Genomic DNA, 26,087 nt, shown 5'->3' with positions numbered 1-26,087 from the left:
CGGCGCCCTCATGGGGCATCCGGTGATGATGATTCCGTCCCGATACGCGTACTGATGCGCACACGGGTGATACCCACTTCAGCGGCGGCGTCCAGCGCCGTGACCACCTTGGCGTGGGGCGTGCGGCCATCGGCTTCGAGGATCAACCCGAAGCGATCTGCCTGGTCCTTGTACTGCGCAAGTTGCGCTCCCAGTTCATCCTCGCCGAGGCTTGCCTCGCCGAGCGTAAAATCACCTGCCGCCCCGATGCTCAGGATCAAGGGCGCCTGCTCTACCGCGCTGGCCTGACTGGACTGCGGCAGGATGAGGTCCAGCGCTCGACGGCTATCGAAGGTCGTCGAGACCATGAAGAAGATCAGCAGCAGAAACACCACGTCGATCAGCGGGGTGAGATTGACCTCCACCGACTCACGCTGGCGACGCGGAAACCTCATGACGGCCTCCCGGCACCTGCCCCCTTGCCATCATCGCCACCATAGGGGTCATCGGCGTCACGACGCATGTAGGCCGGCAGGTCTTCCGGCAGGCGCTCATGGGGCTCCGGCACCTGGCCGGGGCGCTGGCCCGGACGACGGTCGATACCGTCATGGCTCTCGGCCAGCCCGAGCTCGCCCTGGTGGTGCGAGATATACTCCACCACCTGCCCTGCCTGCTCCTCCATGTTGACGGTGATGTCCTCGACACAGCGCTGGAAATAGCGATGGAACATCAGTGCCGGAATCGCCACCGTCAAGCCGGACGCCGTCGTCACCAGCGCCTGGGAAATCCCGCCGGCCAGCTCCTGGGCGCGCTCGGCGCTGCCCGCATCGACGATCACGGCAAAGACGTCGATCATGCCGACCACCGTGCCCAGCAGCCCCAAGAGCGGCGTGATGGCGGCGATGGTGCCCAGCGGACTCAGGAAGCGCTCCATGTCATGGATGACGGCCACGGCCGACTCCTGCATGCGCGCGCGTACCTGCTCATTGCCCAGGCGCGCATTGCGCAGCCCCGCTGCCAGCACGTTGCCCAGCGGCGAATGACTCTCCAGCCAGTAGACATTGACCTGTCCCTGGCTGATCAGTTCACACACCTGCTGTCCCAGGCCCTTCGGCGCGATGCGTCGACGACGCAGCGTCCACAGGCGCTCGAGGATGATGGTCAGTGCCACGACGGAACATCCGAGGATGGGGAGCATCAAGACTCCCCCTGCGTACAAGGCTTCCAGCATGTGACCTCTCCCTTGGTCTCGATGCCTCTGCGGGCACCATTGTTGTCGTGTCAGATGTCACGCGCCATCCCTGTCGCGCAGGCCGTATGAATCCGCCATGCATCTGATCATTCAGCGGATTTTACCCCAAGGCACCTCACTCCGATACCGCCAGCCCTGCGCGCTGGTTGCAGCCGCTCCCCCTGCGGCGACCACTCCCAGTGCAAGGCACCATCCAGCCCGACATGCCAGAGACACTCGACATGACGCGCCAGACGCTCCACCACGTCCGGATGCGGATGACCATGCGGATTGTAGCGACCGGCGCTGACAATCGCGTGACGCGCCGCCAGGCTCTCAAGCCAGCCATCACCACTGCTGGAGCGGCTGCCGTGATGTGCGACCACCAGCAACGGCAAGCCGCGCCCGTTCAGACGCTGGCGCAGCGTCGCCTGCAACTCGCGCTCCTGCTGCTGGCCGATATCGCCGGTCAGCAACGCCAGCGGGCGCGCGCCATGTGCTATCAAGACCACACAGGAGTGCGCATTGTCACGTCGGGCCTTCAACCCTGCTGGCGGCCACAGCATCTCAAGGCGCACGGGCTGCCCCTTCAGCTGACCGAGGGTGATGCTGCGCCCAGCGACACACTCCCGCATCGCCATCTCATCGAGCCAGCTTACCTGATGCTCCAGCCGCGCCCGCTGCCCGGCCGGCACCCACAAGACGGCGATCTCCTCGGCAGACAGCGCCTGCAGGCCACCGGCGTGATCGCCATCCCCGTGACTCATGATCACGCCGATAGGCTCTCCCGCCACGGGCATTGCCCCCGGCAAGCGGGCGCTGGCATTGCGCGACGCCGCCCCCAGGTCGTAACGCCAGTGCCTCGGCACCTGCCGTGACGCGTCAGTCGAGGCACTCGTGCTCGACGAAAGATGACTGTGCAGCGACAGCGCCAGCCCCTGCCCGACATCGTGCACCGTCAGACTGAGCGCGGGCGCCCGGGGCGAGAACGAGGCGTCTTCTGTCGCGCGCGTGCCGGCGTCCCGCCCGACGGTGGCCAGCGCCGCCGGTGACCACGGCAAGGCCAGCACCGCCAGTGACAGCCCCCAGCAGAGTGCCACGCTGCCACACAGGCGCTTCAGACGGCCATCGAGGCCCGGCACCCCCTCCGCCAGCCAGGCACCCAGCAGGGCCATGACCGCGAGCGTCAGGATCAGGGCCGAGGGAGTAGCGTCCGACAGGCCCGCCGCCATTGGCACCTGCGGCCAGCGCCCCTGCGTCGACGCAAGCGAAGACAAGGTCTCCATCGTCTGCGCCATGCCCTGTGCCAGCAGCTGCCATAGACCGCCGCTGAACACACCATCGGCGAGCATCGCCGCGGGCCGTGACGGGACGAGTCCCGTGAACAGCAACAGCTGCTCGAGTCCCGCAAGCCCCCAGCCCAGCATGCCAAGCGGCACGATCAATAACGTCACCAAGGGCGCCATCACCAGATTCATCGGCAGCGATAGCCAGGACAGCTGGCCGCGCGAAAGCAGCAGGGCCGCACCCATGACCAGCGTCAGCAACCACTGGCTGCGCAACGTGGCCAGACACCAGCCGCGCATTCCCCGCGGTCGAGAGCGGCCCTGCCAGGCCAGCAACAACACCGCCACGGCGATGAATGATAGCCAGGTACCCGGGCGCCACAGCGCCAGCGGGTCCAGCCCCAGCACCAGAATCAGCGCCAGCATCCAGACCTGCCAGACACCCAGGCCGCTGCGGCCACTCGCCATCCAAAGCCCGACCGTCACCATCAAGGCGGCGCGCAGTGCCGGAGGCGCCAGGCCTGCCAGCAAGGCGAAACTCCAGGCCGCCAGACAGGCAAGCCACCAGGGCGCGACGCTGAATCGCCATCCCCCCGGTCGCCAGAGACGCAGCACGCCGAAACTCAGCCCCAGCACCAGGCTTGCCATCAATCCGACATGCAGCCCCGACACCACCGCCAGATGCGTCAGCCCGGTGGCGTTCAGCGTGTCCCAGTCGTCATGGGTCAGTGCCGAGACCTTGCCCAGCGTCAATGCTGCCAGCCAGCGACAGGGCGAACCCGGCCAGTCGACCAGTTCCTCGCCTTCGCCGCAGCGCTGCCACAGAGCCTGCTCGGCATGCAGGCGCAGTGCTGCCAGCCCGCCGGGTGGCGCCAAGCGCTGCGCAAGGGACAGTTGGCGCACGTAACCCGTGGCGACGATACCTTCACGCCATAGCCAGGCGACACGATCAAACTCCGCAGGGCTCGCTGAGCGCCCGAAGGCCGGGTTGCTGGCGCCATGAGGCGGCACCAGACGCACGACCATGCGCCAGCGCTCACCGGCCTGCCAGGGAGTCGCCAGCGCCTCGCGTGTCGCAACATCGCGAGGCAGCTTGCGTGGCCAGTAGCGCCGAAGCTGGACCCGCTGATCCAGCAGCCGCTGACAGGCGGCCTGACGCCCGGCATCCGCGCTGGGTACGTCCGTCGTCTGGAAGAGATCACAGCGCGAGACACGCAGCACCAGGCGCACCGAGTCATCAGGGGTCGGCAGCGCGCGATTGACCTGCTCGACCCGGCCTTCCAGCCACAGCTCCTGGCGCGTCAGCGCCTCCGCCATCACGAGCGGCTGCTGCAGAAGGCCGATCACCAGTCCGACCCCCAGAGCTGCCGAGAGTCGCAGGCTCAAGGCTCCGAGCCGAGAGCGGCGTGACTCAGCGTCGGGAGCAGAGTGCGGGAAAGCACGGGCGGGAGTGGCGGCCAAGGCCCCTGCCACCATCAGCCAGCAGAGCAGCAAGGCGGCCAACAGCAGGTTGTCGCTCAGCGTCATGAAGGCGGCCCAGCCATGCGCCCCACCCTCTTGCGCGCCGAGCCCTGCCGATGAGCGTGACTGCCAATCCGCGCCCCACTCGCCCTGGCGTGACAGCCAGATGCCCGCCACCAGTCCCGCCAGCAGCTGGGCCAGCGAGGCCGGTGACAGCCAGAATCGAGCGGAATGGGACGATTTATTCACGGTGGCGCCTGACATGTTGCTGGCCTCTTGCAAGGTCACCCGTGGCGCAGCCCGTCAGGCATGGCGCGGGCTTTGCTGTACTCAGTGCCGAATCGAGACACGCGGGTTGCAGATCACGAACCGGATAACTGCGCAGTCAGCATGGCAGTCCTGTAGCCATGTATGGATAATGGCCGGCGTTGAATGCCAAATGGCCAAGTCATGCCTCGTCGTCTACTCAAGCGGCTCATGCCGGAACCGGATGCCCTCAAGCGCAAGAAGTCGCTGCGCTTCATGCATCACCTGATCGCCGATCCCGCACTGTGGGCGTTGTCGCGACGCACTGTGGCCAATGCCTGCATGGTGGGGCTGTTCTGTGCGCTGCTGCCGATTCCCTTCCAGATGGTGGTGGCCGCCTTCGGTGCCTGGGCACTGCGCTGCAACCTCGCGCTGTCGGTGGGTCTGGTGTGGGTGACCAACCCGCTGACCATGCCGGTGGTCTACTACGCGACCTACCGCGTGGGTGCCTGGATGCTGGACACGCCCGCACGGGTGATGCCGGACCAGGTCTCCGCGGCCTGGTTCGCCAACCAGCTGGAAGACATCCTGCCCGCCCTGGCGCTGGGTTCGCTGGTCAGCGCCGTCGTCCTCGCGCTGCTGGCCAACATGCTGGTCCGCCTCTTGTGGCGCTATCAGGTGGTGCGCAACTGGCGCAGCCGCCGCAAGGCGCGCCTGGCCGCCAGACGTTGCAGCAAGGAGCAGTCGTCACGCCAGAACGCTGAGCAGGACACGGACAAGCTCTGAACGCTGCCGACAGACGCGCATGACAAACGCCCCGCCATCTCTCGATGGCGGGGCGTTTGGCTTTCTGGCTAGCGTGAATCAATCAGCGGCTCGACTCAATCCTCGTGCAGCTTGCCGCCGTCCAGGCGCAGCACACGGTGCTGGTGAGCGGCCAGACCGTTGTCGTGGGTCACGATGATGAAGGCCGCCTGCGCTTCACGCGCGATGTCATCCATCAGCTCGAGAATGCGCGCCGCCGTGGTCTGATCCAGATTGCCGGTCGGCTCGTCCATCAGCACCAGGCTCGGGTCCGTCACCAGCGCACGCGCGATGGCGACGCGCTGGCGCTCACCCCCGGACAGCTCGCCCGGCTTGTGATCGGCGCGCGGTGCCATGCCGACCCGCTCCAGCAGCTTGCGCGCCTTGACGGCGGCCTCGGCGCGCTTGTGGCCACGGATGATCAACGGCATCGCCACGTTCTCTTCGGCACTGAATTCCGCCAGCAGATGGTGGAACTGATACACGAAGCCGATGTGCTGATTGCGGAAGCTGCCCAGTGCCGACTCGCTGAGTTCGGACAGGCGCTGGCCGGCCACCTTCACGATGCCCTGGCTGGGGTGGTCCAGCCCGCCGAGCAGGTTGAGCAGCGTGGTCTTGCCGGAGCCGGAGCTGCCGACGACGGCGACTCGCTCGCCGGCATGCACGCGCAGCTCCAGCTCGTCGAGCACCTGTACCTCTTGCGGGCCCTCATCGTAACTGCGACTCAGGCGCTCACAGATCAGCATCGGCTTGCCGTGGGCCTGACCCGGCGCGTGAGTGTCAGAAGCCGGCGTCGGCATGGCGGTGTCTCCAGCAGCGGAACGGATGGATGCATCAGACGGTGTCGACGGATTACTCATAGCGCAGCACCTCCGCCGGCTGGATGCGCGAGGCGCGCCAGGCCGGATACAGCGTCGACAGGAAGCTCAGCACCAGCGCGGAGCCGATGATGATGCCCATGTCGCTCATCTCGAGGCGCGATGGCAGATAGCTGATGAAGTAGACGTTGGGGTCCAGGAACTGGATACCGAAGGTCGACTGCACCCAGGCGATGATGTCGGAGACGCTCAGCGCCAGCGCCACACCGGCGATGGCGCCGATGATGATGCCCATCACGCCGATGGTCAGCCCCTGCACGATGAAGATGCCCATGATGGAACCGGGCCTGGCCCCGAGGGTACGCAGGATGGCGATGTCAGCGTGCTTGTCCGTCACCATCATCACCAATGTCGAGACGATGTTGAAGGCCGCGACGGCAACGATCACCATCAGCAGCAGGCCGATCATGTTCTTCTCCATCTGGATGGCGGCGAACAGGTTGCCGTGGGTACGCTTCCAGTCCATGCCGCGATACTGCGGCCCCAGCTGACTGACGATGTCGCGGGTGACCTGATCGGCGTTGAACAGGTCATCGAGCTTCAGGCGCACCCCCTGGACGTCGCCTTCCTTGAAGCGCGCCAGCTTGGCCATGTCCGAGATATCGGTGTAGGCAAGGCTGGCATCGACGTCCGCGCCGACCTTGAAGATACCGGTCACCGTGAAGCGCTTGAGACGCGGGAAGATACCCCCGGGCGTGATGGAGGCCTCGGGCACCAATAGCGTGACGCGATCCCCCACGCCGACGCCCAGGTTGCGCGCCAGCAGCTCGCCCATCACGATGCCCCAGCTGCCGGGCGTGAGATCCGCCAGGCTGCCCTGCACCATGTGCTCGCTGATGATCGAGACCTGGTCCTCCGCGGACGGATCGATGCCGGTGACCAACGCGCCCTTGTTGCGGCCGTTGGTGGTGAACATGCCCTGCTGCTCGATATAGGGCGCCGCACCGACGACATGCGGCTTCTCGCGCAGCTTGCCGGCCAGCGTCTCCCAGTCGGTGACGCTGTCACGCGCCTCGACGCGCACATGCGGCACCATGCCCAGCACGCGGGTGCGCAGCTCGTGGTCGAAGCCGTTCATCACCGACAGCACCAGAATCAGCACGGCGACGCCCAGCGACAGCCCCAGCATCGAGGTCAAGGAAATGAAGGAAATGAAATGGTTACGGCGCTTGGCGCGGGTATAGCGCAGGCCGATCAGAAAGGGTAGACGATCCAGCAGCATCGAAGTCGATTCCTTGGGTCAGGGTCGCGGGCCATGATACGCATTCCGCAGGCTCGGCGCATGGAGCCATATTCGAATGCAGTTTGCCAGCCTTCGTCTGTGGCCAACATGAACCGCCAGCATGGCAAGACATGTGCACGTCAGGCACCACAGGGCTAGCGTCGGCGCATGGCTCTGCTATCATCGCGCGCCGAGTCCGCGGCATTGCGGCTTGCGCCTTTATCGTTACCTCTTCATCAGGGAGATGCCCATGGCCACCCGTCTGCTCGCCGAATGGCACCCGCAGGACGCCATCCAGCTCAGCTGGCCCAGCCCGCACAGTGACTGGAGCGAGATGCTCGAGAGCATCGAAGCCACCTGCGAGGCCATGGTGATCGCCATCAGCCGCTATCAGCACGTACTGATCAGCGTCAGCGATGACGCCACCCGCGAGCGCCTCGCCGCGCGCTTCGCCGGTTTCGGCGTGCCCGCCGAGCGCCTGCATCTTTTCGTGGCGCCGCTGGATGACACCTGGACGCGCGACCATGGCCCCATCACCATCGAACGTGATGGCCAGCCGGTACTGCTCGACTACACCTTCACCGGCTGGGGCGGCAAGTTCGAGGCCGCCCGCGACAACGCCCTGACCCGCGCCCTCGCCGCGCAGGGGGCTTACGCAAGCCCGGTGGAAAGCCGCGACTTCATTCTGGAAGGCGGCGGCATCGAGAGCGACGGCCAGGGCACCCTGCTGACCACCGAGGCCTGCCTGCTCAACGACAACCGCAATGCCGGCCTGAGCCGCGCCCAGGTCGAGGCGCAACTCAAGGCCGATTTCGGGGTCAAACGCGTGCTGTGGCTCGCCAATGGTCATCTGGAAGGCGATGACACCGACAGCCATGTCGACACCCTGGCGCGCTTCTGCGACCCGCGCACCATCGCCTATGTCCGCTGCGATGATCGCGACGACCCGCATTACCCGGCGCTCAAGGCGATGGAAGCCGAGCTTGAAGCCCTGCGCGATGCCAATGGCGACCCCTACTTCCTGGTGCCGCTGCCGTGGCCGGATGCCTGCTTCGATCCGGACGACAGCCATCGCCTGCCGGCGACCTACGCCAACTTCCTGATCATCAATGGGGCCGTGCTGGTGCCGACCTACGCCGATCGTCACGACATGATCGCCCTCAAGGCCCTCGCCAGCGCCTTCCCCAAGCGTGACATCATTCCGGTCGATTGCCGCGCCGTGATTCGCCAGCATGGCAGCCTGCACTGCATGACCATGCAACTGCCCAAGGGCACGCTGGCCACCTCGAACACCTCTCAAGGAGCACTGTGATGACTGCTTCCCGCCGTACACTCAAGGTCGGTGTCGTCCAGCAACAGGGCTGGCCCGACAAGGACACAAGCCTGGCGGCCAGCGAAGCCGCCATTCGTCGCCTTGCCGCCAATGGCGCTGAGCTGGTGATGCTGCAGGAGCTGCATGCCAGCCACTACTTCTGCCAGACCGAAGACACCGAGATCTTCGATCTCGCCGAACCCCTCGAGGGCCCGACCACCCAGCGACTGGCCGGTCTGGCCGCCGAACTCGGCCTGGTGATCGTCGGCTCCATCTTCGAGCGCCGCGCGGCGGGCGTGTATCACAATACCGCCGTGGTACTCGACAAGGCCGCTGGCCTGGTCGGCACCTTCCGCAAGATGCACATCCCGGATGATCCCGGCTTCTACGAGAAGTTCTACTTCACGCCGGGCGATGCGCCGAGCGCACAGTCCCCGCGCCGCGGCTTCGAGCCCATCGACACCTCGGTCGGCCGTCTGGGCGTGCAGGTCTGCTGGGACCAGTGGTATCCCGAAGGCGCACGCCTGATGGCGCTGGCCGGTGCCGAGATGCTGCTCTACCCCACCGCCATCGGCTGGGACCCGCGCGACGATGAAGCCGAGCAGACGCGCCAGAAGGATGCCTGGACCCTGATCCAGCGCAGTCACGGCGTCGCCAATGGCGTGCCGGTGATCGTCGCCAACCGGGTCGGTCACGAAGCGGACCCGACGCCTGCCAGCGAAGGCATCCAGTTCTGGGGCGGCAGCTTCATCTGCGGCCCCCAGGGCGAGCTGCTGGCGCATGGCGGCACCGAGCCCGAGGAGCTGCTGGTCGAGGTGGACCTGGCGCGCGGCGAAGATGTGCGCCGCATCTGGCCTTACCTGCGCGATCGTCGCATCGATGCCTATGGTGATCTCACCGAGCGCTACCGCGACCGCTGAGCCCATCGGGCTTTGCAGGTGCCGGCCTGACAACAGCGCCCTGTCGAGATCACACAGACCCCCGCAGAAACAGAAGAGGGCGCCCGGCGTGGCGCCCTCTTCTGTTTCTGTCTGTCGGCGCCGGCGCAGCCGGCCTATCCCTTCACTCCATCCCGGGTGATTCAGCCTCTCGGAGCCCTTCTTCTGCCCGCGCATGCCGCCATGGTCTGACTTGCCATCCCGGTCACGCTAGGCTAAACAAGATAACGCGATAAAAAATCACGTCTCCCTTGCTGCAATCAGGACGCAGAGCATGCCCGAATACCAGTTGATGGCCAGAATAGAAGCGGCCTTCGATACGCAGATCAGTGCCGCCGATCAGGTCATCACCGCGGTCAGAGAAGAGAATTCGCCACTCTGGCGGCTGGATGGCGTCAGTGCCGATAGCGAATGGCTCAGCCAGGCGTTGCAGGACGTGTGGTATCAGGATGGCCAGGACGGCCGAGTCACCCGCCCCTATCTGGGCGTCGTCGCCGCCGGCCCGACGGTGATCGAGCGCGTCGCGGCGCTCAACGCGGCCAAGGAGCAGCTGGCGGAGCTCTTCGCCGAGCTGCGCGAGAAGTATCCCGACCAACTGGCCGAGCTGAAGGCGATTCTGCCCTTCCGCCATCCGGGGCTGAATCAGCACCTGAGAGGCGATGGACTGGCGCGGCTGCATCTCAAGCAGTGCTGGCGGCGGGTGCCGGTGGCAGAAGCGGCGGTGGCGCGGGTGCGCTTCGCCTGGTACAGCTCCGGGCGTTCGATCCAGCGCGTCAGCGTGGCGGAGTGTGAAGCCTTGCTGATGAAGCTGGATACCGAGGCCGAGCACGTCCGCCTGCAGCTCAAGCTACTCGCTGGCTTGCCATCGGATGAGATTCTGGCCCGCATCCAGCCCCAGGCACCGCTGATGCGCGCCAACCTGTTCTATCGTGAGCCGGTGATGCGCGAAGACGGCGAGCTACGTACGCGCCGCGCGCTGAATGTCTCTCTGCCGCTGTTCCTGCCGCATGATGACCTGCGCCTGCCCGCTCTCAACCAGCCAAGCCCGACGCCGCCCACCGAACGCACACGCGCCCGCCGCGGCGACGTGCGCATCGAGGACACGCCCTTCCTCAAGAGTCTGCGCGTGCATCGCTATCGCTGATCCCTAGAGCAAGAGAGCCGGAGAGCCGGAGAGCCGGTGAGACAGCCAGGCCGTGAAGTCGCCTGCTAGAGGTCCAGCGCCGATTCGGGCATCCGCTTGAGGTGCATGCGGCGCGCCAGGCGAATCACCGGCTTGAGCGTCAGCTGCAGCGAGCCGATCACGAACAGCCAGATTCCCAGTGTCATCCACTCTTCCCAGAAGAAGCACACGCTGCCGATCGTGAACAGCAGGCCCAGCACCAGCTCATTGATGATGCTGGCCAGCTCATAACGGCGATGGATGATCAGCTCCTCATGGCCAAGCCGCAGCGTGAGGTCCGAGGTCGGATCATCCTGCAGTGTCTCGCGTGACTGCGTGCCCGACTGGCGAGTGTCGTGTTGCTGCGAATCATCCTGCATGCGTGATTTCCTCAAGGCTCATCAACAAGGTTTCCCAGTTGGGAGCCCGACAACCACAAGGCCCCGACATCAATGATGTCGGGGCCTTGTGACGTGCCTTCAAGTCAGCGGGCAAGTCAGTGGACGCGAGACCCACACCGCTCAGAACAGACGGTTGAGCCCATTCATGGCCGCGACCCGATAGGCTTCCGCCATGGTCGGGTAGTTGAAGGTGGTGTTGACGAAGTACTTGAGCGTATTCGCCTCACCCTTCTGCTGCATGATGGCCTGACCGATGTGCACGATCTCGGACGCCTGGTCACCGAAGCAGTGGATGCCGAGAATTTCCAGCGTATCGCGATGGAACAGGATCTTGAGCATGCCGACGGTATCGCCGGTGATCTGGGCACGGGCGGTGTCCTTGAAGAACGCCTGCCCCACTTCGTAGGGGATGCGCGCCTCGGTCAGTTCGGACTCGCCACGCCCCACCGAGCTGATCTCGGGGATGGTGTAGATGCCGGTCGGCACCTCATTGACGAACTTGAACTCTTCCCCCAGCAAGTTGGCCGAGGCGAAGCGGCCCTGATCGTAGGCGGCGGATGCCAGGCTCGGCCAGCCGATCACATCGCCCACCGCATAGACGTGGTCCAGCTCGGTGCGGTATTGGTCATCGACGGTCAGCTGACCGCGGCCGTTGGCCTGCAGGCCGACATTCTCGAGACCGAGGCTGTCGGTGTTGCCGGTGCGGCCGTTGGCCCACAGGAAGGCGTCAGCACGCAGCTTCTTGCCGGACTTGAGGTGCACGACCACGCCGGACTCGTCGCCCTCGATGCGATCGTATTCCTCGTTGTGACGAACCAGCACGCCGTTGTTGCGCAGGTGGTAGGACAGCGCGTCGGAAATCTCGTTATCCAGGAAGGACAGCAGACGATCACGCGTATCGATCAGGTCGACCTTGACGCCAAGGCCGGAGAAGATCGAGGCGTACTCGGAGCCGATGACACCGGCGCCGTAGATGATCAGCGTGCGCGGCGTGTGTGACAGCCCCAGGATGGTATCGGAGCAGTAGATGCGCGGGTGGCGGAAGTTGACGTCCGCCGGGCGGTAGGGACGCGAGCCGGTGGCGATCACGACCTTCTCCGCGTGCAGCTCCTCGACCCCTTCATGGGCATCGCGCACCACGACGGTGTGCTCGTCCTTGAAGCGCGCGGTACCGAAGAACACATCGATGCGATTGCGGGCGTAGAAGCGCGTACGCATCTCGACCTGCTGCTCGATGGTGCGGCGTGAACGCTCCAGCACCTTGGGGAAGGAGAACCAGCGCGGCTCGCCGATATCGCGGAACATGCGATTGGTGTTGAACTCGATGATCTGCTTGACCGCGTGGCGCAGCGCCTTGGAAGGGATGGTGCCCTTGTGGGTGCAGTTGCCGCCCACGGAAGACTGAGCCTCGATCACGGCGACACGCTTGCCATGCTTGGCCGCGTTGACTGCCGCGCTTTCCCCTGCCGGACCGGTACCGATCACGACGACATCGTAGTTATAGACTGCCATGAGACTCGCTTTGCTCCTTGATTGTTCGTAGACCGGCCCTGACACGTACGGTCTCACCTCGCGGTGACACTGCCATGTCAGGGCCGGTAGCAGGCCTTGCGGCCGGCGGGCTCTGAGCCATCAGAGCAGAAATCAGCGACGTGCGGCGTCGTAGGCCAGATCGCTGGCCGGCTTGCCGCCACTCTCTGCCATCAGACGCTGGCGATCCTGCTCCTTCTCGCACTCCTCGTCCTTGCCGCCACAGATGTCGCAGCCATCCTTGAGCCCGAGGTTGTTGAGACCACCGCAGGAGCCGGCGATCGGCTTGCGGCCCATCAGGACACCGACGGCCATCACGCCAATCAGCAGCAACATCGCGGCGAACACCAGTAACCAGATCGTCATGTCATTCCTCCCGGGGCATGGCCCCATTGTGAACCTCTCGTGCGGGTCGGCTCCAGCGCAGCTTGCATCCTGTCGATCCTGTGGATCCTTCAGGACAGCATCCAGAAGATGCCATGCAATCCGAGTACCCGACCCTGTCGGAGGCGTGTCTCGACAGATGGCAGATGAGAGAGCCCGGCCGGCTGCCTCTCGGCAGACCGGCTCTCGATAGACCGGCTCTCGGTAGACCGAGCTCAGGCGCCGGCTTCATCTGCGGGCTTCGTATCGCCTGTCGCCGGCGCGTCCTTCAGGTAGGGCGCGAATGCCGGACTCCAGGACTGTTTGAAGCCATCATCCGTTTTGACAATGAAATAGGCGGCAATGTTCTCGCGAATTGCGATCGTCATTGCCTTCTCGGCGCCCAGCACGTTGAGTGCCGTGGCCCAGGCGTCCGCACTCGCGCAATCCGGCGTGATCACGGTAACCGAGGCCAGGTTGTGCTGGATCGGTCGACCGGTACGTGGATCGATCGTGTGCGAGTAACGTACGCCGTCCTGCTCGAAATAGTTGCGGTAATCACCGGAGGTGGCAACCGCGGCATTGCCGGGATCGATGATGCGCTGCACCGAGCGCTCGAAGGATTTCGGCGCTTCGATGGCGATCCGCCACGGCTTGTGGCCGGGCTTCTCACCCTTGACGCGGATCTCGCCACCGACTTCGACCAGATAGTTCTCGATGCCATTGGCCTCGAGCACATCGGCGACTCTGTCCACCCCATAACCCTTGGCGATCCCCGACAGGTCGGCATACACCGGCTTGCGCTTGATCACCGTATTGCCATCGAGCTCCAGCGCCAGATGATCGACCTTCTCGAGCGCCTGCGCGATCTGCTCATCGCTCGGCGCCTTGTCGAGACGCTCATCCGGGCCGAAGCCCCACAGATTGACGGCCGGGCCGACGGTGATATCGAAGGCCCCGTCGGAGCGCTTGCCGATATCCTGCGACTCGGCCAGCACCTGCGCCAGGCCATCCGACAGCGTGATCGGCGTATCCAGCGGCGCCTGATTGAGCTTCGAGAGCTCCGAGGCGTCCTTGTAGGTCGACATCTGCCAGTCGACCTTGTCGAGCGCCTCGAGACTCGCCTGCTTGAGCGACGCCACCTCATCGGCATCCAGATCCGCGGCCACCGTGACATGGAACCCGGTGCCGAAGATGGGGCCGGCGAAGCGATGCAACTCAGGGTTGCTGGAATTTTCACAGCCTGCAACCAGCAGGGCCAGCCCCATGAGGGCCGGCCCTGCCAGTCGTCTTGCGACGCGTGACATCATCGATCAACCACCGAAGTCATCGAGCAGGATGTTCTCCGGCTCTACACCCATGTCGGTGAGCATCTTGACGACGGCGGCGTTCATCATGGGCGGCCCGCACATGTAGTACTCGCAATCCTCAGGCGCCGGGTGGTCCTTGAGGTAGTTTTCGTACAGGACATTGTGGATGAAGCCCGTCGGGCCTTCCCAGTTGTCCTCAGGCTGCGGATCGGACAGCGCCAGGTGCCATTCGAAGTTCTCGTTCTCTTCGGCCAGCTTGTCGTATTCCTCGTTGTAGAACGACTCGCGCATGGAGCGCGCACCGTACCAGAACGACATCTTGCGCTTGGAATTCAGACGCTTGAGCTGATCGAAGATATGGCTGCGCATCGGCGCCATGCCGGCACCACCACCGATGAAGACCATCTCGGCGTCGGTGTCCTTGGCGAAGAACTCACCGAACGGCCCCATCACGGTCACCTTGTCACCCGGCTTCAGCGAGAAGACGTAGGTGGACATCAGACCCGGCGGATGCTGGGAATTCGGCGGCGGAGTGGCGATACGGATGTTGAACTTCAGGATGCCGTACTCTTCCGGATAGTTCGCCATGGAGTAAGCGCGGATGACCGGCTCTTCGTTCTTGTGCTGAACGTTGAACAGACCGAACTTCTCCCAATCACCACGATACTCTTCTTCGATGTCGAAATCGGAGAACTTGATGTCGTAGGCCGGCGCTTCCAGCTGCACGTAACCACCGGCGCGGAAGTTGACTTCCTCGCCTTCCGGCAGCTGCAGGTTCAGCTCCTTGATGAAGGTCGCGACGTTCGGGTTGGCGGTGACGGTGGTTTCCCACTTCTTCACGCCGAAGATCTCTTCCGGCACTTCGATCTTCATGTCCTGCTTGACCGGAACCTGGCACGACAGGCGCCAGCCTTCCTTCTTCTCACCCATGGTGAAGTGGGATTCTTCGGTCGGCAGGATGGAACCGCCGCCTTCCGAGATCCGGCACTTGCACTGGGCACAGGAGCCACCGCCACCACAGGCGGAGGACAGGAAGATGCCGTTGGCGGCCAGGGTCTGCAGCAGCTTGCCGCCGGCCTGGGTCGTCAGGGTGTTGGCGGGGTCGTTGTTGATCTCGATCTGGACGTCACCACTCGAGACCAGCTTGCTGCGTGCCGCGAGAATCACGAGCACCAGGCCGATAACGACCACGGTGAACATGACGACGCCGAGCACGATGATGGAGGTATCTACCATTTCGATTTCCTTATGCTCGGTTGCGTTACAGCTGGACGCCGGAGAAGGACATGAAGCCCAGCGACATCAGGCCAACGGTGATGAAGGTGATGCCCAGACCCTGCAGGCCAGCCGGCACGTCAGAGTACTTGAGCTTCTCGCGGATACCGGCCAGTGCAGCGATGGCCAGTGCCCAACCGAAGCCGGCACCCACGCCATAGATGACGGACTCACCGAAGGTGTAGTCACGCTGCACCATGAACAGGGCCGCACCGAGGATGGCGCAGTTGACCGTGATCAGCGGCAGGAACACGCCCAGCGCGTTGTAGAGCGCCGGCACGAACTTGTCGAGGAACATCTCGAGGATCTGGACGATCGCCGCGATGACGCCGATGTAGGACAGGTAGCCAAGGAAGGACAGGTCGATGCTCTCCGCCCCTTCCAGACCCGTCCAGGTCAGCGCGCCTTCACGCAGCAGGTAGTTCAGGATCAGGTTGTTGACCGGAACGGTCACCGCCAGCACGACGATGACGGCCACGCCCAGACCGATCGCGGACTGGATCTTCTTGGACACCGCCAGGAAGGTACACATGCCCAGGAAGAAGGCCAGTGCCATGTTCTCGACGAACACGGCCTTGATGAACAGGCTCAGATAGTGTTCGAACATGTTACACAGCCTCCTTGATCTTGGTGTTGGCGGTAATCTTGTACTCCGCCTTCTCGACCTGCTCCGGGTAGATGCTGCGCAGCACCCAGATGAACAGACCGATGACGAAGAACGCGGACGGCGGCAGCAGCATCAGGCCGTTCGGGATGTACCAGCCACCGTCGTTGACGGTCTGCAGGATGGTCACGCCGAACAGGGAGCCGGAACCGAACAGCTCACGCACGAAGCCGACCACCAGCAGGATCACGGTGTAGCCGAGACCGTTGCCGATACCGTCGATGAAGCTCATCGTCGGGCCATTCTGCATGGCGTAGGCTTCAGCGCGACCCATCACGATGCAGTTGGTGATGATCAGACCGACGAAGACCGACAGCTGCTTGGACGTCTCGAAGGCGAAGGCCTTCAGCGACTGGTCGACCACGATGACCAGCGAGGCAATGATCGTCATCTGCACGATGATGCGGATGGACGACGGGATGTGATTGCGGATCAACGAGATGAACATGCTGGAGAACGCTGTCACCAGGCACACCGCGATACCCATGATCAGGGCGGTGTTCATCGAGTTGGTCACCGCCAGCGCGGAGCAGATACCGAGGATCTGCAGCGCGATGGGGTTGTTCTTGAAGATCGGCGTCGTCAGGACACCTTTAGGAGTTTCGGCTGCCATCATTACGCTCCTTTGACGTCACGGAACTGGGTCAGGTACTTGGCGAAGCCATTCTCACCCATCCAGAACTGCAACAGGTTGGTCACGCCGTTGCTGGTCAGGGTAGCCCCTGACAGCGCATCGACCTGGTACTTGGCATCCGGAGAAGACGGATTCACGCCGCCCTTCTTCAGGTGCACTTCCGGGTCCATGCTGCCTTCGGGATAGATCTTCTTGCCATCCCACTGGGCCTTCCACTTCGGGTTGTCGACTTCGCCGCCAAGCCCCGGAGTTTCGCCCTGCTGGTAGAAGGAGAGACCGACCACGGTGTTGCCGTCACCCTTCAGTGCCAGATAGCCGTACATCATTGACCACAGGCCGTTGCCGCGAACCGGGACGATGATCTCGTCCGGCTGCTCGACATCGCCGACCAGATAGACCACGGAGTACTGCTCACGACGCTTGATGCCCGGCAGGTCTTCGTCGCCAGACAGGGTGCGTGAGGTGGCCGGGTCCTTGGACATCTTGGCCTGGTCGTACTTCTCCGGGTCGATGTCGTCGACGTATTCACCGGAATCCAGGTCCACCACCTTGGCGGTGACCTTGTCACGGAACTGCTGACCGATGTCTTCGCCCGGCTGCAGCAGCTCGGCGACCGCGAGGATGTTGCTCTTGCGGTCCAGCTCGGCATTGGTCAGCTGCATCGGACGCAACACGACCGCTGCGGTGGAAACCACCACCGAGCAGACGATGCACAGCCCGAGCGCGACGCCGAGGGTTTTCTTGATGGAGTTGTTGCTGGCCATGTCAGACGGTCTCCTCGTTCGCGATGCCGGCAGTCTCGCGCTTGACGCGGCGCTTGATGTTGGCCTGCACGACGAAGTGGTCGATCAGCGGAGCGAACAGGTTGGCGAACAGGATCGCCAGCATGATGCCCTCCGGGAAGGCCGGGTTGGCGACACGGATCAGCACGGTCATCACGCCGATCAGTGCACCGAATACCAGCTTGCCCTTGTTGGTCATGGACGCGGAGACCGGATCGGTGGCCATGAAGACCATGCCGAAGGCGAAGCCGCCGATGACCATGTGCCAGTACCACGGCATCTCGAACATGGCATTGGTGTCGCTGCCGATGGCATTGAACAGCGCCGAGGTCGCGATCATGCCCAGCAGGACGCCCAGCATGATTCGCCACGAGGCGATACGCGTCCACAGCAGCACTGCCGCACCGAGGAAGATCGCCAGTGTGGAGACCTCACCCACCGAGCCCGGAATGAAGCCGAGGAAGGCGTCGGTCCAGCTCATCTGCTGCATCAGGGCACCCATGCCATCCTGCGCGGCAGTGGAGAGCGCGGTCGCACCGGTGAAGCCGTCCGCCGGCACCCATACCGCGTCGCCGGAAATGCTGGCCGGATACGCGAAGTACAGGAAGGCACGGCCGGACAGTGCCGGGTTAAGGAAGTTCTTGCCGGTACCACCGAAGACTTCCTTGCCGATCACCACACCGAAGGTGATACCGAGCGCGACCTGCCACAGCGGAATGGTCGCCGGCAGTGTCAGGGCGAACAGTACCGAGGTGACGAAGAAGCCTTCGTTGACCTCGTGGCCGCGACGCATCGCGAACAACACTTCCCAGAACCCGCCGACCGCGAAGGTCACCAGATAGATGGGCAGGAAGTAGGTGGCCCCCAGGATGAAGTTGGCCCACACGCTGCCGGCATCGTGGCTGCCCGCCAGCAGCATGACGATGGCTTCACGCCAGCCGCCCAGTGCGCTGTAACCGCCAGCGATGGCCTCGTTGGCCTGCAGACCGGCGTTGTACATGCCGAAGAACATGGCCGGGAAGGTACACATCCAGACCGTGATCATGATGCGCTTCAGGTCGATGCCATCACGCACGTGGGTGGTGCTGCGCGTGACGCTCGCCGGCGCATAGAAAATGGTGTCCACGGCTTCGTAGAGCGCGTAGAACTTCTCGTACTTGCCACCTTTGTGGAAGTGCGGCTCCAGGTTATCCAGAGTCTGTCGAATGCCCATCATCAGACCTCTTTCTCGATCGTGGTGAGGTTGTCACGCAGGATGGGACCGTACTCGTACTTGCCCGGGCACACGTAGGTGCACAGCGCGAGGTCCTCTTCATCAAGCTCCAGGCAGCCAAGCTGCATGCCGGTCTCGATATCACCCACGATCAGCGAACGCAGCAGCTGCGTCGGCAGAATGTCCAGCGGCATGACCGCCTCGTACGCGCCCACCGGCACCATGGCACGCTCGGAGCCGTTGGTGGAGGTGTTCGGGCGGTAGTCGGTCAGACCGGTCAGCTTCGACAGGTAGATACCCAGCACCGAGTGACGCTTGGCGCCCATCGACAGCCAGCCCATGAAAGCACGCTTGTTGCCTTCCTCGAGCAGGCTCACCTGATTGTGGTAGCGGCTGACGAAACGCAGCGCCCCTTCACAGGTCAGGCCGGAGAACACCGAACCGGAGATGACACGCGTGTCTTCCGGCTGCTCGACTTCGCCCTTGAGCAGCTCTTCGGTGCTGGCGCCCAGACGGGTGCGCAGCAGACGCGGCTTGGTGGCACGCGGGCCACCGACGGCGATGACGCGCGTGGTGTCCAGGCGACCTTCCGCCAGCAGCGTACCGATGGCGACCACATCCTGATAACCGACATGCCAGACCTGACGCTGCAGGCTGACCGGTGCGAGGTGATGGATGTGCGTGCCCGGCAGACCCGCCGGGTGCGGGCCCTTGAAGGACTCGCTGACCACACCGGAAACGTCGCCACCCGGGATATCAGCACCCGGTGCCTGGCACAGGAACACCTTGCCTTCGGTCAGACGCGTCAGTGCGACGAGCCCCTGACGGAAAGCGGCTTCCTGACCCTTGAGCACCACGGCCGGATCCGCGGACAGCGGGTGGGTATCGATGGCGGTGACGAAGATGGCTGCCGGCTTGGCATCCAGCGCCGGCACGCGCGAGAACGGACGGGTACGCAGCGCCGTCCACAGGCCGGACTCGACCAGCTGGTCGACCACGACCTGACGTTCGAGACCTGCAATGGCGGCGTCGCCATGTGCAGTGAATTCCACAGCTTCGCCCTGCGCGTCGATCTCGATGACCACGGACAGAAGCTTGCGCTTCTCGCCACGATTGATCTCGACCACAGTACCGGCAGCAGGCGCGGTGTAACGGACGCCCGGGGTCTTCTTGTCGGTGAACAGGAGTTGCCCCTGCTTCACCTTGTCCCCTTCGCGGACTTCCATCGTCGGCTTCATGCCGACGTAGTCAACACCCAGGATCGCTACGCGACGAACGGGCTGCGCATCCTCGATACGCTGCTCCGGCGCCCCGGCGATGGGGAGATCCAGGCCACGTTTGACTTCGATCATAGACTCGCCCAATTGTCGGATCTGATGTTGTTCAGGAAAGATCACCCATCGTAGATACGCCTCGAGGCCGATAATTGACCAGGCAACCTCGCGATTTTCGCGTATCAGGCAATGTGAATGCTTTTCTTATCAGACGGTTGGAGGTGTAGCCCAGAGATTGGACCGGCCCAAAAAAATCCGGCTCATTATAAAGATGCGAGGCCGGAAAGACCATACGACACTAAAGTGGTGCACACGCCGAAAACGCCAACGCCCCCGCCATCATTGAGGGCGGGGGCGTTGTAACAGCAGGTATTTATTTCAATTTTTCGCAAGTCACGCCACAGACGCGGCGCATTGACTCAGCGCGTCGGGAAGTAGCTGAAACGCACGTTGGACATGTGCTGCAGAATACGCACCACCTGACAGCTGTAACCGAACTCGTTGTCGTACCACACGTACACGACGGCCTGCTTGTCGGTGACGATGGTCGCCTGGCCGTCGACGATGCCGGAATGGCGGTTGCCGACGAAGTCCGAGGACACCACTTCACAGGAATCGACGTAGTCGATCTGCTTCTGCAGCGAGGAATGCAGCGAGGCGGTGCGCAGGAAGTCGTTCATGCGCTCGGCGTCGCTGGCGGTGTTCAGCGTCAGGTTGAGGATCGCCATCGAGACATTGGGCGTCGGCACGCGGATCGCGTTGCCGGTCAGCTTGCCGGAAAGCTCCGGCAGCGCCTTGGCGACGGCCTTGGCGGCACCGGTCTCGGTCAACACCATGTTGAGGGCCGCGGCACGGCCACGACGATCACCACTGTGGAAGTTGTCGATCAGGTTCTGGTCGTTGGTGTAGGAGTGCACCGTCTCGACGTGACCCTGGCTGACACCGTACTCGTCGTGCAGCACCTTCAGTACCGGCACGATGGCGTTGGTGGTACAGGAGGCCGCGGAGATGATGCGGTCATCATCGCTGATGTCGGTGTGGTTGACGCCGTAGACGATGTTCTTCAGATCGCCCTTGCCCGGCGCCGTCAGCAGTACCTTGGCCACGCCCTTGCACTCCAGGTGCTGGCCCAGGCCCGCTTCGTCACGCCACTTGCCGGTGTTGTCGACCACGATGGCGTTGTCGATGCCGTGCGCGGTGTAATCGATCTCGGTGGGCGAATTGGCGTAGATGATCTTGATGTAGTTGCCGTTGACGATCAGCGCCGAGTTTTCTTCATCGACGGTGATGCTGCCCTCGAAGGGACCGTGCACCGAGTCGCGACGCAGCAGGCTGGCCCGCTTCTCCAGATCATCCTTGCTGCCACGCACCACGATGGCGCGCAGACGCAGCAGGTTACCGCCGCCGGCCTTCTCGATCATGATGCGCGCCAACAGGCGACCGATACGCCCGAAGCCATACAGGACGACGTCCTTCGGGTCGCCGCCCATGCCGCCTTCGACATAGCCACCGACGATGTCGGCCAGCTCACGCTTGAGGAAGGCGGTGATGTCCGTCTCGTCAGAGCGCTTGAAGGCGACCGCCAGCTTGCCGATATCGACGTGGGCCGGGCCCAGGTTGAGCTCGATCATCGCGCGCACCAGCGGGAAGGTATCTTCCACTGACAGCTCGACGCCTTCGGCCTTGCGCACCCAACGGTGGTTCTTGAGGATGCGCACCATCGAGCGATTGATCAGCGAACGCCCGTAGATGGAGGGCACGACGTTGAAGCGGCGGTAGAGATCTCCCAACAGCGGGATCATCTGCTCCGCGAGGGCTTCATTGTCCTGCCACTGCTTGAAACAGGCTTCGAGATTCTCTTGGCTCACGGGTGCATCCTCTCACGTGCGGGCAAATAATGATGGTCGTCACCGAGCGCTTGGCGACGCCGGACAAGGCCAGCTGAGTATGCGTAACGCGGCTATGCACCACAATGAAAGGATGGTCGCACGCAGGGTAGTAGTGCTACAGAATCAACGATTTGACTACAAAAGCGTTTCCCCCATCCCGCGCTCGGCCATCTGTGTCCACGGTGCTGAAAAGCACATCACTTGCCCCCATATAGCGACTGACTTGCTATGATCAAGCGCGACTCCTTTCATGGCGGCGACTGACGTTGCAGCCCCTTGCGCTGCGACAGCTTGCGTTGAAGCGCGCCTGGCAAGCCAAGGCATCGCGTCTGCCTTGTCGCGCTCATGAGTATTCTGCGCGCTATTGAATGTGCCGCGCGCTCACCAATGTGCCGTGCACCCGAGAGACTGCCTTGCGCCCATGAGTCGCTCAGCGTCATCTGCATGCGTGGGCCGCTCATCGTGAGCGACTGACCCAGCACCTTATTCACTCGGGCCCTGCCCGTGACGTCATCCCGTGCCGTGAACGCCGCAAGGCGTTGCGCCCAAGCCCAGGACACAAGACACCAGAGCCCATGTTCGAGACTCCGCTGACGCCCCCGTTGCCGCGCTCGCGCCGCGAAACCACCTTCTGGATGCTCAATGACCCCAGCGCCGCGGCGCTGGCGCTGGCGCGCCTGGCCGATGCCGATGAAGCGCCGCTGATGGTCATCACCCCGGACACCGCCAGCGCCCAGCGCCTGGAAGCCGACCTGCGCTTCTATACGCGCCATCCCGAGCGCCTGCTGCCCTTCCCCGATTGGGAAACGCTGCCCTACGACAGCTTCTCGCCGCACCAGGACATCGTCTCGGAGCGTCTGCGCACCCTGCGCACCCTGCAGACCAGCCGCCGCGCCATCGTGCCGGTGCCGGTCAACACCCTGATGCAGCGCCTCGCGCCGGTGGATTACATCGCAGGCCAGGTCTTCAGTCTCGCCAAGGGCGACATACTCAATCGCGAAGACTTCCGCTCACGCCTGTCGCGAGCCGGTTACCGCGCGGTGGAGACGGTCTACGAGCCGGGCGAATACGCTCTGCGCGGCGCATTGATCGACCTGTTCCCCATGGGCAGCGAGCAGCCGCTGCGCATCGACCTGTTCGATGACGAGATCGACACCCTGCGTGCCTTCGACCCTGACACCCAGCGCAGTGGCGACAAGGTCGAGGCGATCGAGATTCTGCCCGCACATGAATACCCGCTGACGCGTGGCGCCATCGCCTGCTTCCGCGAGGGCTTCGAGACGCTGTTCGATGTCGACCCGCGCCAGTGCATTCTCTACAACGACGCCATCAAGGGCATTCCCTCGCCGGGGCTCGAGCAGTACCTGCCGCTGTTCTTCGACGAGACCGCGACGCTCTTTGATCATATGGGCGACGAGCTGCGCATCGCCATGCTGCCCGGCGTGCGCGAAGCGGCCGAGAGCCACTGGGACGCCATCACCACCCGCTACGCCAATCTGGGCGTCGACCCGACACGCCCGCTGCTGCCACCACACCGCGCCTTCGTGCCGGTCAATGAGCTGCTGGGCCTGATCAAACAGCATGAGCGCATCGAGCTGGTACGTGAGCCCAATGCCCACGCCATCGAATTCGGCCATCAGACGCTGCCGAGCCTGGCCATCGATGCGCGCAGCGCCGACCCGACCCAGGCCCTGGCCAGCTTCCTCAAGCAGCGCCTGAACGGCGAACATGCCCAGCGTGTGCTGTTCGTCGCCGAGACCCAGGGCCGCCGCGAAGTCGTCGAGGAGCAGCTCACCCCGCTGCTGCGCGGCTTCGGGCTGCGCAGCCTGGATGACTTCGCAAGCTTCGAGCACTTCGTGGATAGCCCAGCCGCCGTCGGCCTGACCGTCGGTGGCCTGACGCATGGCACCTGGGTGGCCAGCGCACAGGCAGAAGATGCCCTGTCCAGCGATGACAGCGACAGCCACAAGGGGCTGGTGGTCATCACCGAGACCGAGCTCTACGGCGAAGTGGTACGTCAGAGCCGCCGCCAGGCGCGCGCCACCGATGACAACGAGCTGGCCGTGCGCCACCTCTCGGAGTTGCGTGAAGGCGCGCCGGTGGTGCACCACACCCACGGCGTCGGCCGCTATCTGGGGCTGGAGACCATCAACGCCGGGGGGCAGGAGGCCGAGTTCCTCGCGCTCGAATACGCCGATGGCGCCAAGCTCTACGTGCCGGTGGACAGCCTGCACCTGATCTCGCGCTATTCCGGGGCCAGTGACGAGCTGGCGCCGCTGCACAAGCTGGGCTCCGAGCAATGGGAGAAGGCCAAGCGCAAGGCCGCCGAGAAGATCCGCGATACCGCCGCCGAGCTGCTGGATGTCTATGCACGCCGCGAGGCGCGTGTCGGCCATGCCTGCGACTTCCCCGCCGAGGACTACGCACGCTTCGCGGCCAGCTTCCCCTTCGAGGAAACCCCGGACCAGGCGCAGACCATCGGCGCGGTGATCCAGGACATGTGCGCGCCCCAGCCGATGGACCGCGTGGTATGTGGCGATGTCGGCTTCGGCAAGACGGAAGTCGCGATGCGCGCCGCCTTCCTCGCCGTCAACTCCGGCCGTCAGGTGGTGGTGCTGGTGCCCACCACCCTGCTCGCCCAGCAGCACTACGACAACTTCCGCGATCGCTTCGCCGACACCGCGGTGGAGATCGCCCTGCTGTCGCGCTTCACCAGCGGCAAGGGCCAGGAAGCCTCGCTCGAGCGCATCAGGAACGGCCAGGCCGATATCGTGATCGGCACTCACAAGCTGCTCTCCAAATCGCTGGAGCTGCCCAACATGGGGCTGCTGATCATCGATGAGGAGCACCGCTTCGGCGTCTCCCAGAAGGAGCGCCTCAAGAGCCTGCGCGCCGAGATCGACATCCTGACCCTGACCGCCACGCCGATTCCGCGCACGCTGAACATGGCGATGAGCGGCATCCGCGACCTGTCCATCATCGCCACGCCACCGGCGCGCCGCCTGTCGGTGAAGACCTTCGTCCAGCAGCGCAACGACGGCGTGGTCAAGGAAGCCATCCTGCGCGAGCTGCTGCGCGGCGGGCAGGTCTACGTGCTGCACAATGAGGTCAAGACCATCGAGGAGAGCGCCGCGCGCATCGCGGAGCTGGTGCCGGAGGCCAATGTCGGCGTCGCCCACGGCCAGCTGCCGGAGCGCAGCCTGGAGCGGCGCATGTCGGACTTCTATCACAAGCGCTTCAACGTGCTGGTGTGCTCGACCATCATCGAGACCGGCATCGACATCCCGAGCGCCAACACCATCATCATCGAGCGCGCCGACAAGTTCGGTCTGGCTCAGCTGCACCAGCTGCGTGGCCGCGTCGGGCGCTCGCATCACCAGGCCTACGCCTACCTGCTGACCCCGCACCCCAAGGCGATGACCCGCGATGCGGTCAAGCGCCTGGAAGCGATCAGCGAATCCCAGGACCTCGGTGCCGGCTTCACGCTGGCCTCCCATGACATGGAGATCCGCGGCGCGGGTGAGCTGTTGGGTGACGAGCAGTCCGGCCAGATGGAAACCATCGGCTACTCGCTGTACATGGAGATGCTCGATCGCGCCGTGAAGGCCATCAAGGCGGGCAAGACGCCCAATATCGAGTCGCCGCTGGATGAAGGCGTCGAGGTCAGCCTGAATCTGCCGGCACTGATTCCGGCCGATTATCTGCACGACGTTCAGCAGCGCCTGATGATGTACAAGCGCATCAGCAACGCCGAGAACGCAAGCGACCTGCGCGAACTGCAGGTCGAGATGATCGACCGCTTCGGCCTACTGCCGGAGCCGGTCAAGACGCTGTTCCGCCAGACCCAGCTGCGCCAGCGCGCCCAGGCGCTGGGCATCATCAAGCTGGAGGCCGGCGCCGGACGTGGTCGCATCATCTTCGGCGCCCAGACGCCGGTCGATCCGCTGACGCTGGTCAACCTGATCCAGCGCCAGTCGGATGTCTACAAGCTGGAAGGTGCCGACACGCTGCGTTTCGCCACCGACATGGACGACGCCGAGGCGCGCTTTAGCTTCTGCGAGACCTTGCTGGACCTGCTCAACGCCAAGACCAAGGCGGCCTGACGCGCCCTGCGCTGCCAGGCGCCTGGGTTCGAACTTGGGCATGAACTTGAGCGTGAGCGTGAGCTTGAACGAAAAATGAAAACGGCCTGCATCGCGGATGCAGGCCGTTTTTTCGTGCGGGCATACCCTC

Annotated in this window: 21 protein-coding genes; 5 read left to right on the top strand and 16 right to left on the bottom strand. The window is 64.1% G+C overall.

The genetic code is table 11. The features are described from left to right. Positions 1–8 precede the first annotated feature (8 nt). The 3 genes from H2O77_RS04380 to H2O77_RS04370 all read right to left on the bottom strand — a co-directional run bounded on the left by H2O77_RS04380 (position 9) and on the right by H2O77_RS04370 (position 4,206). A complete protein-coding gene (locus H2O77_RS04380) occupies positions 9–434 on the bottom strand; it encodes a biopolymer transporter ExbD (RefSeq protein ID WP_153635253.1) in 426 nt (141 codons plus the stop codon). Continuing rightward, positions 431–1,210: a MotA/TolQ/ExbB proton channel family protein gene (locus H2O77_RS04375; protein WP_215823987.1), complete on the bottom strand. Its 780-nt coding sequence runs from the start codon at positions 1,208–1,210 to the stop codon at positions 431–433. The genes H2O77_RS04380 and H2O77_RS04375 overlap by 4 nt, the downstream gene beginning before the upstream one ends. Before the next feature lie 107 nt (positions 1,211–1,317). Continuing rightward, positions 1,318–4,206: a ComEC/Rec2 family competence protein gene (locus tag H2O77_RS04370; protein WP_215823986.1), complete on the bottom strand. Its 2,889-nt coding sequence runs from the start codon at positions 4,204–4,206 to the stop codon at positions 1,318–1,320. 201 nt (positions 4,207–4,407) lie between these two features. On the opposite strand from H2O77_RS04370, the gene H2O77_RS04365 reads away from it, so the two are divergent. Then, positions 4,408–4,989 carry a DUF2062 domain-containing protein gene (locus H2O77_RS04365; RefSeq protein WP_043331907.1) on the top strand — a complete coding sequence of 194 codons (582 nt, stop codon included), beginning with the start codon at positions 4,408–4,410 and terminating at the stop codon, positions 4,987–4,989. Between the two features lie 95 nt (positions 4,990–5,084). On the opposite strand, the gene H2O77_RS04360 is transcribed toward H2O77_RS04365, so the two are convergent. Together H2O77_RS04360 and H2O77_RS04355 are read right to left on the bottom strand one after the other, a co-directional pair. Further along, a complete protein-coding gene (locus H2O77_RS04360) occupies positions 5,085–5,807 on the bottom strand; it encodes an ATP-binding cassette domain-containing protein (protein ID WP_054555014.1) in 723 nt (240 codons plus the stop codon). 52 nt (positions 5,808–5,859) lie between these two features. Beyond that, positions 5,860–7,104, bottom strand: a complete 1,245-nt coding sequence (locus H2O77_RS04355; RefSeq protein WP_215824486.1) for a lipoprotein-releasing ABC transporter permease subunit — start codon at positions 7,102–7,104, stop codon at positions 5,860–5,862. A 253-nt stretch (positions 7,105–7,357) separates the two neighbouring features. Here H2O77_RS04355 and H2O77_RS04350 point away from each other — a divergent pair, with 253 nt between their 5' ends. The 3 genes from H2O77_RS04350 (at position 7,358) to H2O77_RS04340 (ending at position 10,501) form a co-directional block, all read left to right on the top strand. Next, on the top strand, positions 7,358–8,419 hold the full coding sequence (locus tag H2O77_RS04350) for an agmatine deiminase family protein (protein ID WP_107335343.1): 1,062 nt from the start codon (positions 7,358–7,360) through the stop codon (positions 8,417–8,419). After that, the gene (locus H2O77_RS04345) at positions 8,419–9,339 is read left to right on the top strand and encodes a carbon-nitrogen hydrolase (protein ID WP_213113350.1); all 921 of its coding nucleotides are present in this window, start codon (positions 8,419–8,421) and stop codon (positions 9,337–9,339) included. The genes H2O77_RS04350 and H2O77_RS04345 overlap by 1 nt, the downstream gene beginning before the upstream one ends. Positions 9,340–9,631: 292 nt before the next feature. Beyond that, positions 9,632–10,501: a DNA replication terminus site-binding protein gene (locus H2O77_RS04340; protein ID WP_215823985.1), complete on the top strand. Its 870-nt coding sequence runs from the start codon at positions 9,632–9,634 to the stop codon at positions 10,499–10,501. Positions 10,502–10,566: 65 nt separating this feature from the next. On the opposite strand, the gene H2O77_RS04335 is transcribed toward H2O77_RS04340, so the two are convergent. The 11 genes from H2O77_RS04335 to H2O77_RS04285 all read right to left on the bottom strand — a co-directional run bounded on the left by H2O77_RS04335 (position 10,567) and on the right by H2O77_RS04285 (position 21,833). After that, positions 10,567–10,899: a YrhK family protein gene (locus H2O77_RS04335; RefSeq protein WP_054555017.1), complete on the bottom strand. Its 333-nt coding sequence runs from the start codon at positions 10,897–10,899 to the stop codon at positions 10,567–10,569. 141 nt (positions 10,900–11,040) lie between these two features. Further along, complete coding sequence (gene sthA, locus H2O77_RS04330; protein ID WP_043331912.1) at positions 11,041–12,432, bottom strand: Si-specific NAD(P)(+) transhydrogenase; 1,392 nt, start codon at positions 12,430–12,432, stop codon at positions 11,041–11,043. A 132-nt stretch (positions 12,433–12,564) separates the two neighbouring features. Next, the gene (gene nqrM, locus H2O77_RS04325; protein ID WP_043331913.1) at positions 12,565–12,816 is read right to left on the bottom strand and encodes a (Na+)-NQR maturation NqrM; all 252 of its coding nucleotides are present in this window, start codon (positions 12,814–12,816) and stop codon (positions 12,565–12,567) included. A gap of 233 nt (positions 12,817–13,049) precedes the next feature. Further along, entirely contained in the window at positions 13,050–14,123 is a 1,074-nt protein-coding gene (locus H2O77_RS04320) for an FAD:protein FMN transferase (protein WP_240548710.1), read from the bottom strand. A gap of 3 nt (positions 14,124–14,126) precedes the next feature. Next, positions 14,127–15,359 carry an NADH:ubiquinone reductase (Na(+)-transporting) subunit F gene (gene nqrF, locus H2O77_RS04315; RefSeq protein WP_043331915.1) on the bottom strand — a complete coding sequence of 411 codons (1,233 nt, stop codon included), beginning with the start codon at positions 15,357–15,359 and terminating at the stop codon, positions 14,127–14,129. A gap of 25 nt (positions 15,360–15,384) precedes the next feature. Beyond that, positions 15,385–16,005 carry an NADH:ubiquinone reductase (Na(+)-transporting) subunit E gene (gene nqrE, locus H2O77_RS04310; protein WP_043331916.1) on the bottom strand — a complete coding sequence of 207 codons (621 nt, stop codon included), beginning with the start codon at positions 16,003–16,005 and terminating at the stop codon, positions 15,385–15,387. 1 nt (position 16,006) lies between these two features. Then, positions 16,007–16,675: an NADH:ubiquinone reductase (Na(+)-transporting) subunit D gene (locus H2O77_RS04305; protein ID WP_043331917.1), complete on the bottom strand. Its 669-nt coding sequence runs from the start codon at positions 16,673–16,675 to the stop codon at positions 16,007–16,009. A gap of 2 nt (positions 16,676–16,677) precedes the next feature. Then, positions 16,678–17,460 carry a Na(+)-translocating NADH-quinone reductase subunit C gene (locus H2O77_RS04300; RefSeq protein WP_153635247.1) on the bottom strand — a complete coding sequence of 261 codons (783 nt, stop codon included), beginning with the start codon at positions 17,458–17,460 and terminating at the stop codon, positions 16,678–16,680. Position 17,461: 1 nt separating this feature from the next. Beyond that, the gene (locus H2O77_RS04295; protein WP_043331920.1) at positions 17,462–18,694 is read right to left on the bottom strand and encodes an NADH:ubiquinone reductase (Na(+)-transporting) subunit B; all 1,233 of its coding nucleotides are present in this window, start codon (positions 18,692–18,694) and stop codon (positions 17,462–17,464) included. Continuing rightward, a complete protein-coding gene (locus tag H2O77_RS04290; protein WP_054555019.1) occupies positions 18,694–20,043 on the bottom strand; it encodes a Na(+)-translocating NADH-quinone reductase subunit A in 1,350 nt (449 codons plus the stop codon). The genes H2O77_RS04295 and H2O77_RS04290 overlap by 1 nt, the downstream gene beginning before the upstream one ends. A gap of 341 nt (positions 20,044–20,384) precedes the next feature. Then, on the bottom strand, positions 20,385–21,833 hold the full coding sequence (locus H2O77_RS04285; RefSeq protein WP_043331922.1) for a glyceraldehyde-3-phosphate dehydrogenase: 1,449 nt from the start codon (positions 21,831–21,833) through the stop codon (positions 20,385–20,387). Positions 21,834–22,429: 596 nt separating this feature from the next. Here H2O77_RS04285 and mfd point away from each other — a divergent pair. Further along, positions 22,430–25,957 carry a transcription-repair coupling factor gene (gene mfd, locus H2O77_RS04280; RefSeq protein ID WP_215823984.1) on the top strand — a complete coding sequence of 1,176 codons (3,528 nt, stop codon included), beginning with the start codon at positions 22,430–22,432 and terminating at the stop codon, positions 25,955–25,957. Positions 25,958–26,087: the final 130 nt, after the last annotated feature.

Source organism: Cobetia sp. 4B (assembly GCF_018831605.1).
Taxonomy (GTDB): Bacteria; Pseudomonadota; Gammaproteobacteria; order Pseudomonadales; family Halomonadaceae; genus Cobetia; species Cobetia amphilecti.
The sequence above is the reverse complement of the archived record's forward strand: the minus strand, read 5'-3'. Positions and strand labels throughout refer to the sequence as shown.

Excerpts from the sequence above, each read along its gene's own strand:
- H2O77_RS04300 (WP_153635247.1), bottom strand. The coding sequence starts at position 17,460 with ATGGCCAGCAACAACTCCATCAAGAAAACCCTCGGCGTCGCGCTCGGG.
- H2O77_RS04305 (WP_043331917.1), bottom strand. The coding sequence starts at position 16,675 with ATGGCAGCCGAAACTCCTAAAGGTGTCCTGACGACGCCGATCTTCAAG.
- H2O77_RS04350 (WP_107335343.1), top strand. The coding sequence starts at position 7,358 with ATGGCCACCCGTCTGCTCGCCGAATGGCACCCGCAGGACGCCATCCAG.
- H2O77_RS04360 (WP_054555014.1), bottom strand. The coding sequence starts at position 5,807 with ATGCCGACGCCGGCTTCTGACACTCACGCGCCGGGTCAGGCCCACGGC.
- H2O77_RS04320 (WP_240548710.1), bottom strand. The coding sequence starts at position 14,123 with ATGATGTCACGCGTCGCAAGACGACTGGCAGGGCCGGCCCTCATGGGG.
- nqrF (WP_043331915.1), bottom strand. The coding sequence starts at position 15,359 with ATGGTAGATACCTCCATCATCGTGCTCGGCGTCGTCATGTTCACCGTG.
- H2O77_RS04365 (WP_043331907.1), top strand. The coding sequence starts at position 4,408 with ATGCCTCGTCGTCTACTCAAGCGGCTCATGCCGGAACCGGATGCCCTC.
- sthA (WP_043331912.1), bottom strand. The coding sequence starts at position 12,432 with ATGGCAGTCTATAACTACGATGTCGTCGTGATCGGTACCGGTCCGGCA.
- mfd (WP_215823984.1), top strand. The coding sequence starts at position 22,430 with ATGTTCGAGACTCCGCTGACGCCCCCGTTGCCGCGCTCGCGCCGCGAA.
- H2O77_RS04335 (WP_054555017.1), bottom strand. The coding sequence starts at position 10,899 with ATGCAGGATGATTCGCAGCAACACGACACTCGCCAGTCGGGCACGCAG.
- H2O77_RS04380 (WP_153635253.1), bottom strand. The coding sequence starts at position 434 with ATGAGGTTTCCGCGTCGCCAGCGTGAGTCGGTGGAGGTCAATCTCACC.
- H2O77_RS04340 (WP_215823985.1), top strand. The coding sequence starts at position 9,632 with ATGCCCGAATACCAGTTGATGGCCAGAATAGAAGCGGCCTTCGATACG.
- H2O77_RS04290 (WP_054555019.1), bottom strand. The coding sequence starts at position 20,043 with ATGATCGAAGTCAAACGTGGCCTGGATCTCCCCATCGCCGGGGCGCCG.
- nqrM (WP_043331913.1), bottom strand. The coding sequence starts at position 12,816 with ATGACGATCTGGTTACTGGTGTTCGCCGCGATGTTGCTGCTGATTGGC.
- H2O77_RS04345 (WP_213113350.1), top strand. The coding sequence starts at position 8,419 with ATGACTGCTTCCCGCCGTACACTCAAGGTCGGTGTCGTCCAGCAACAG.
- nqrE (WP_043331916.1), bottom strand. The coding sequence starts at position 16,005 with ATGTTCGAACACTATCTGAGCCTGTTCATCAAGGCCGTGTTCGTCGAG.
- H2O77_RS04295 (WP_043331920.1), bottom strand. The coding sequence starts at position 18,694 with ATGATGGGCATTCGACAGACTCTGGATAACCTGGAGCCGCACTTCCAC.
- H2O77_RS04375 (WP_215823987.1), bottom strand. The coding sequence starts at position 1,210 with ATGCTGGAAGCCTTGTACGCAGGGGGAGTCTTGATGCTCCCCATCCTC.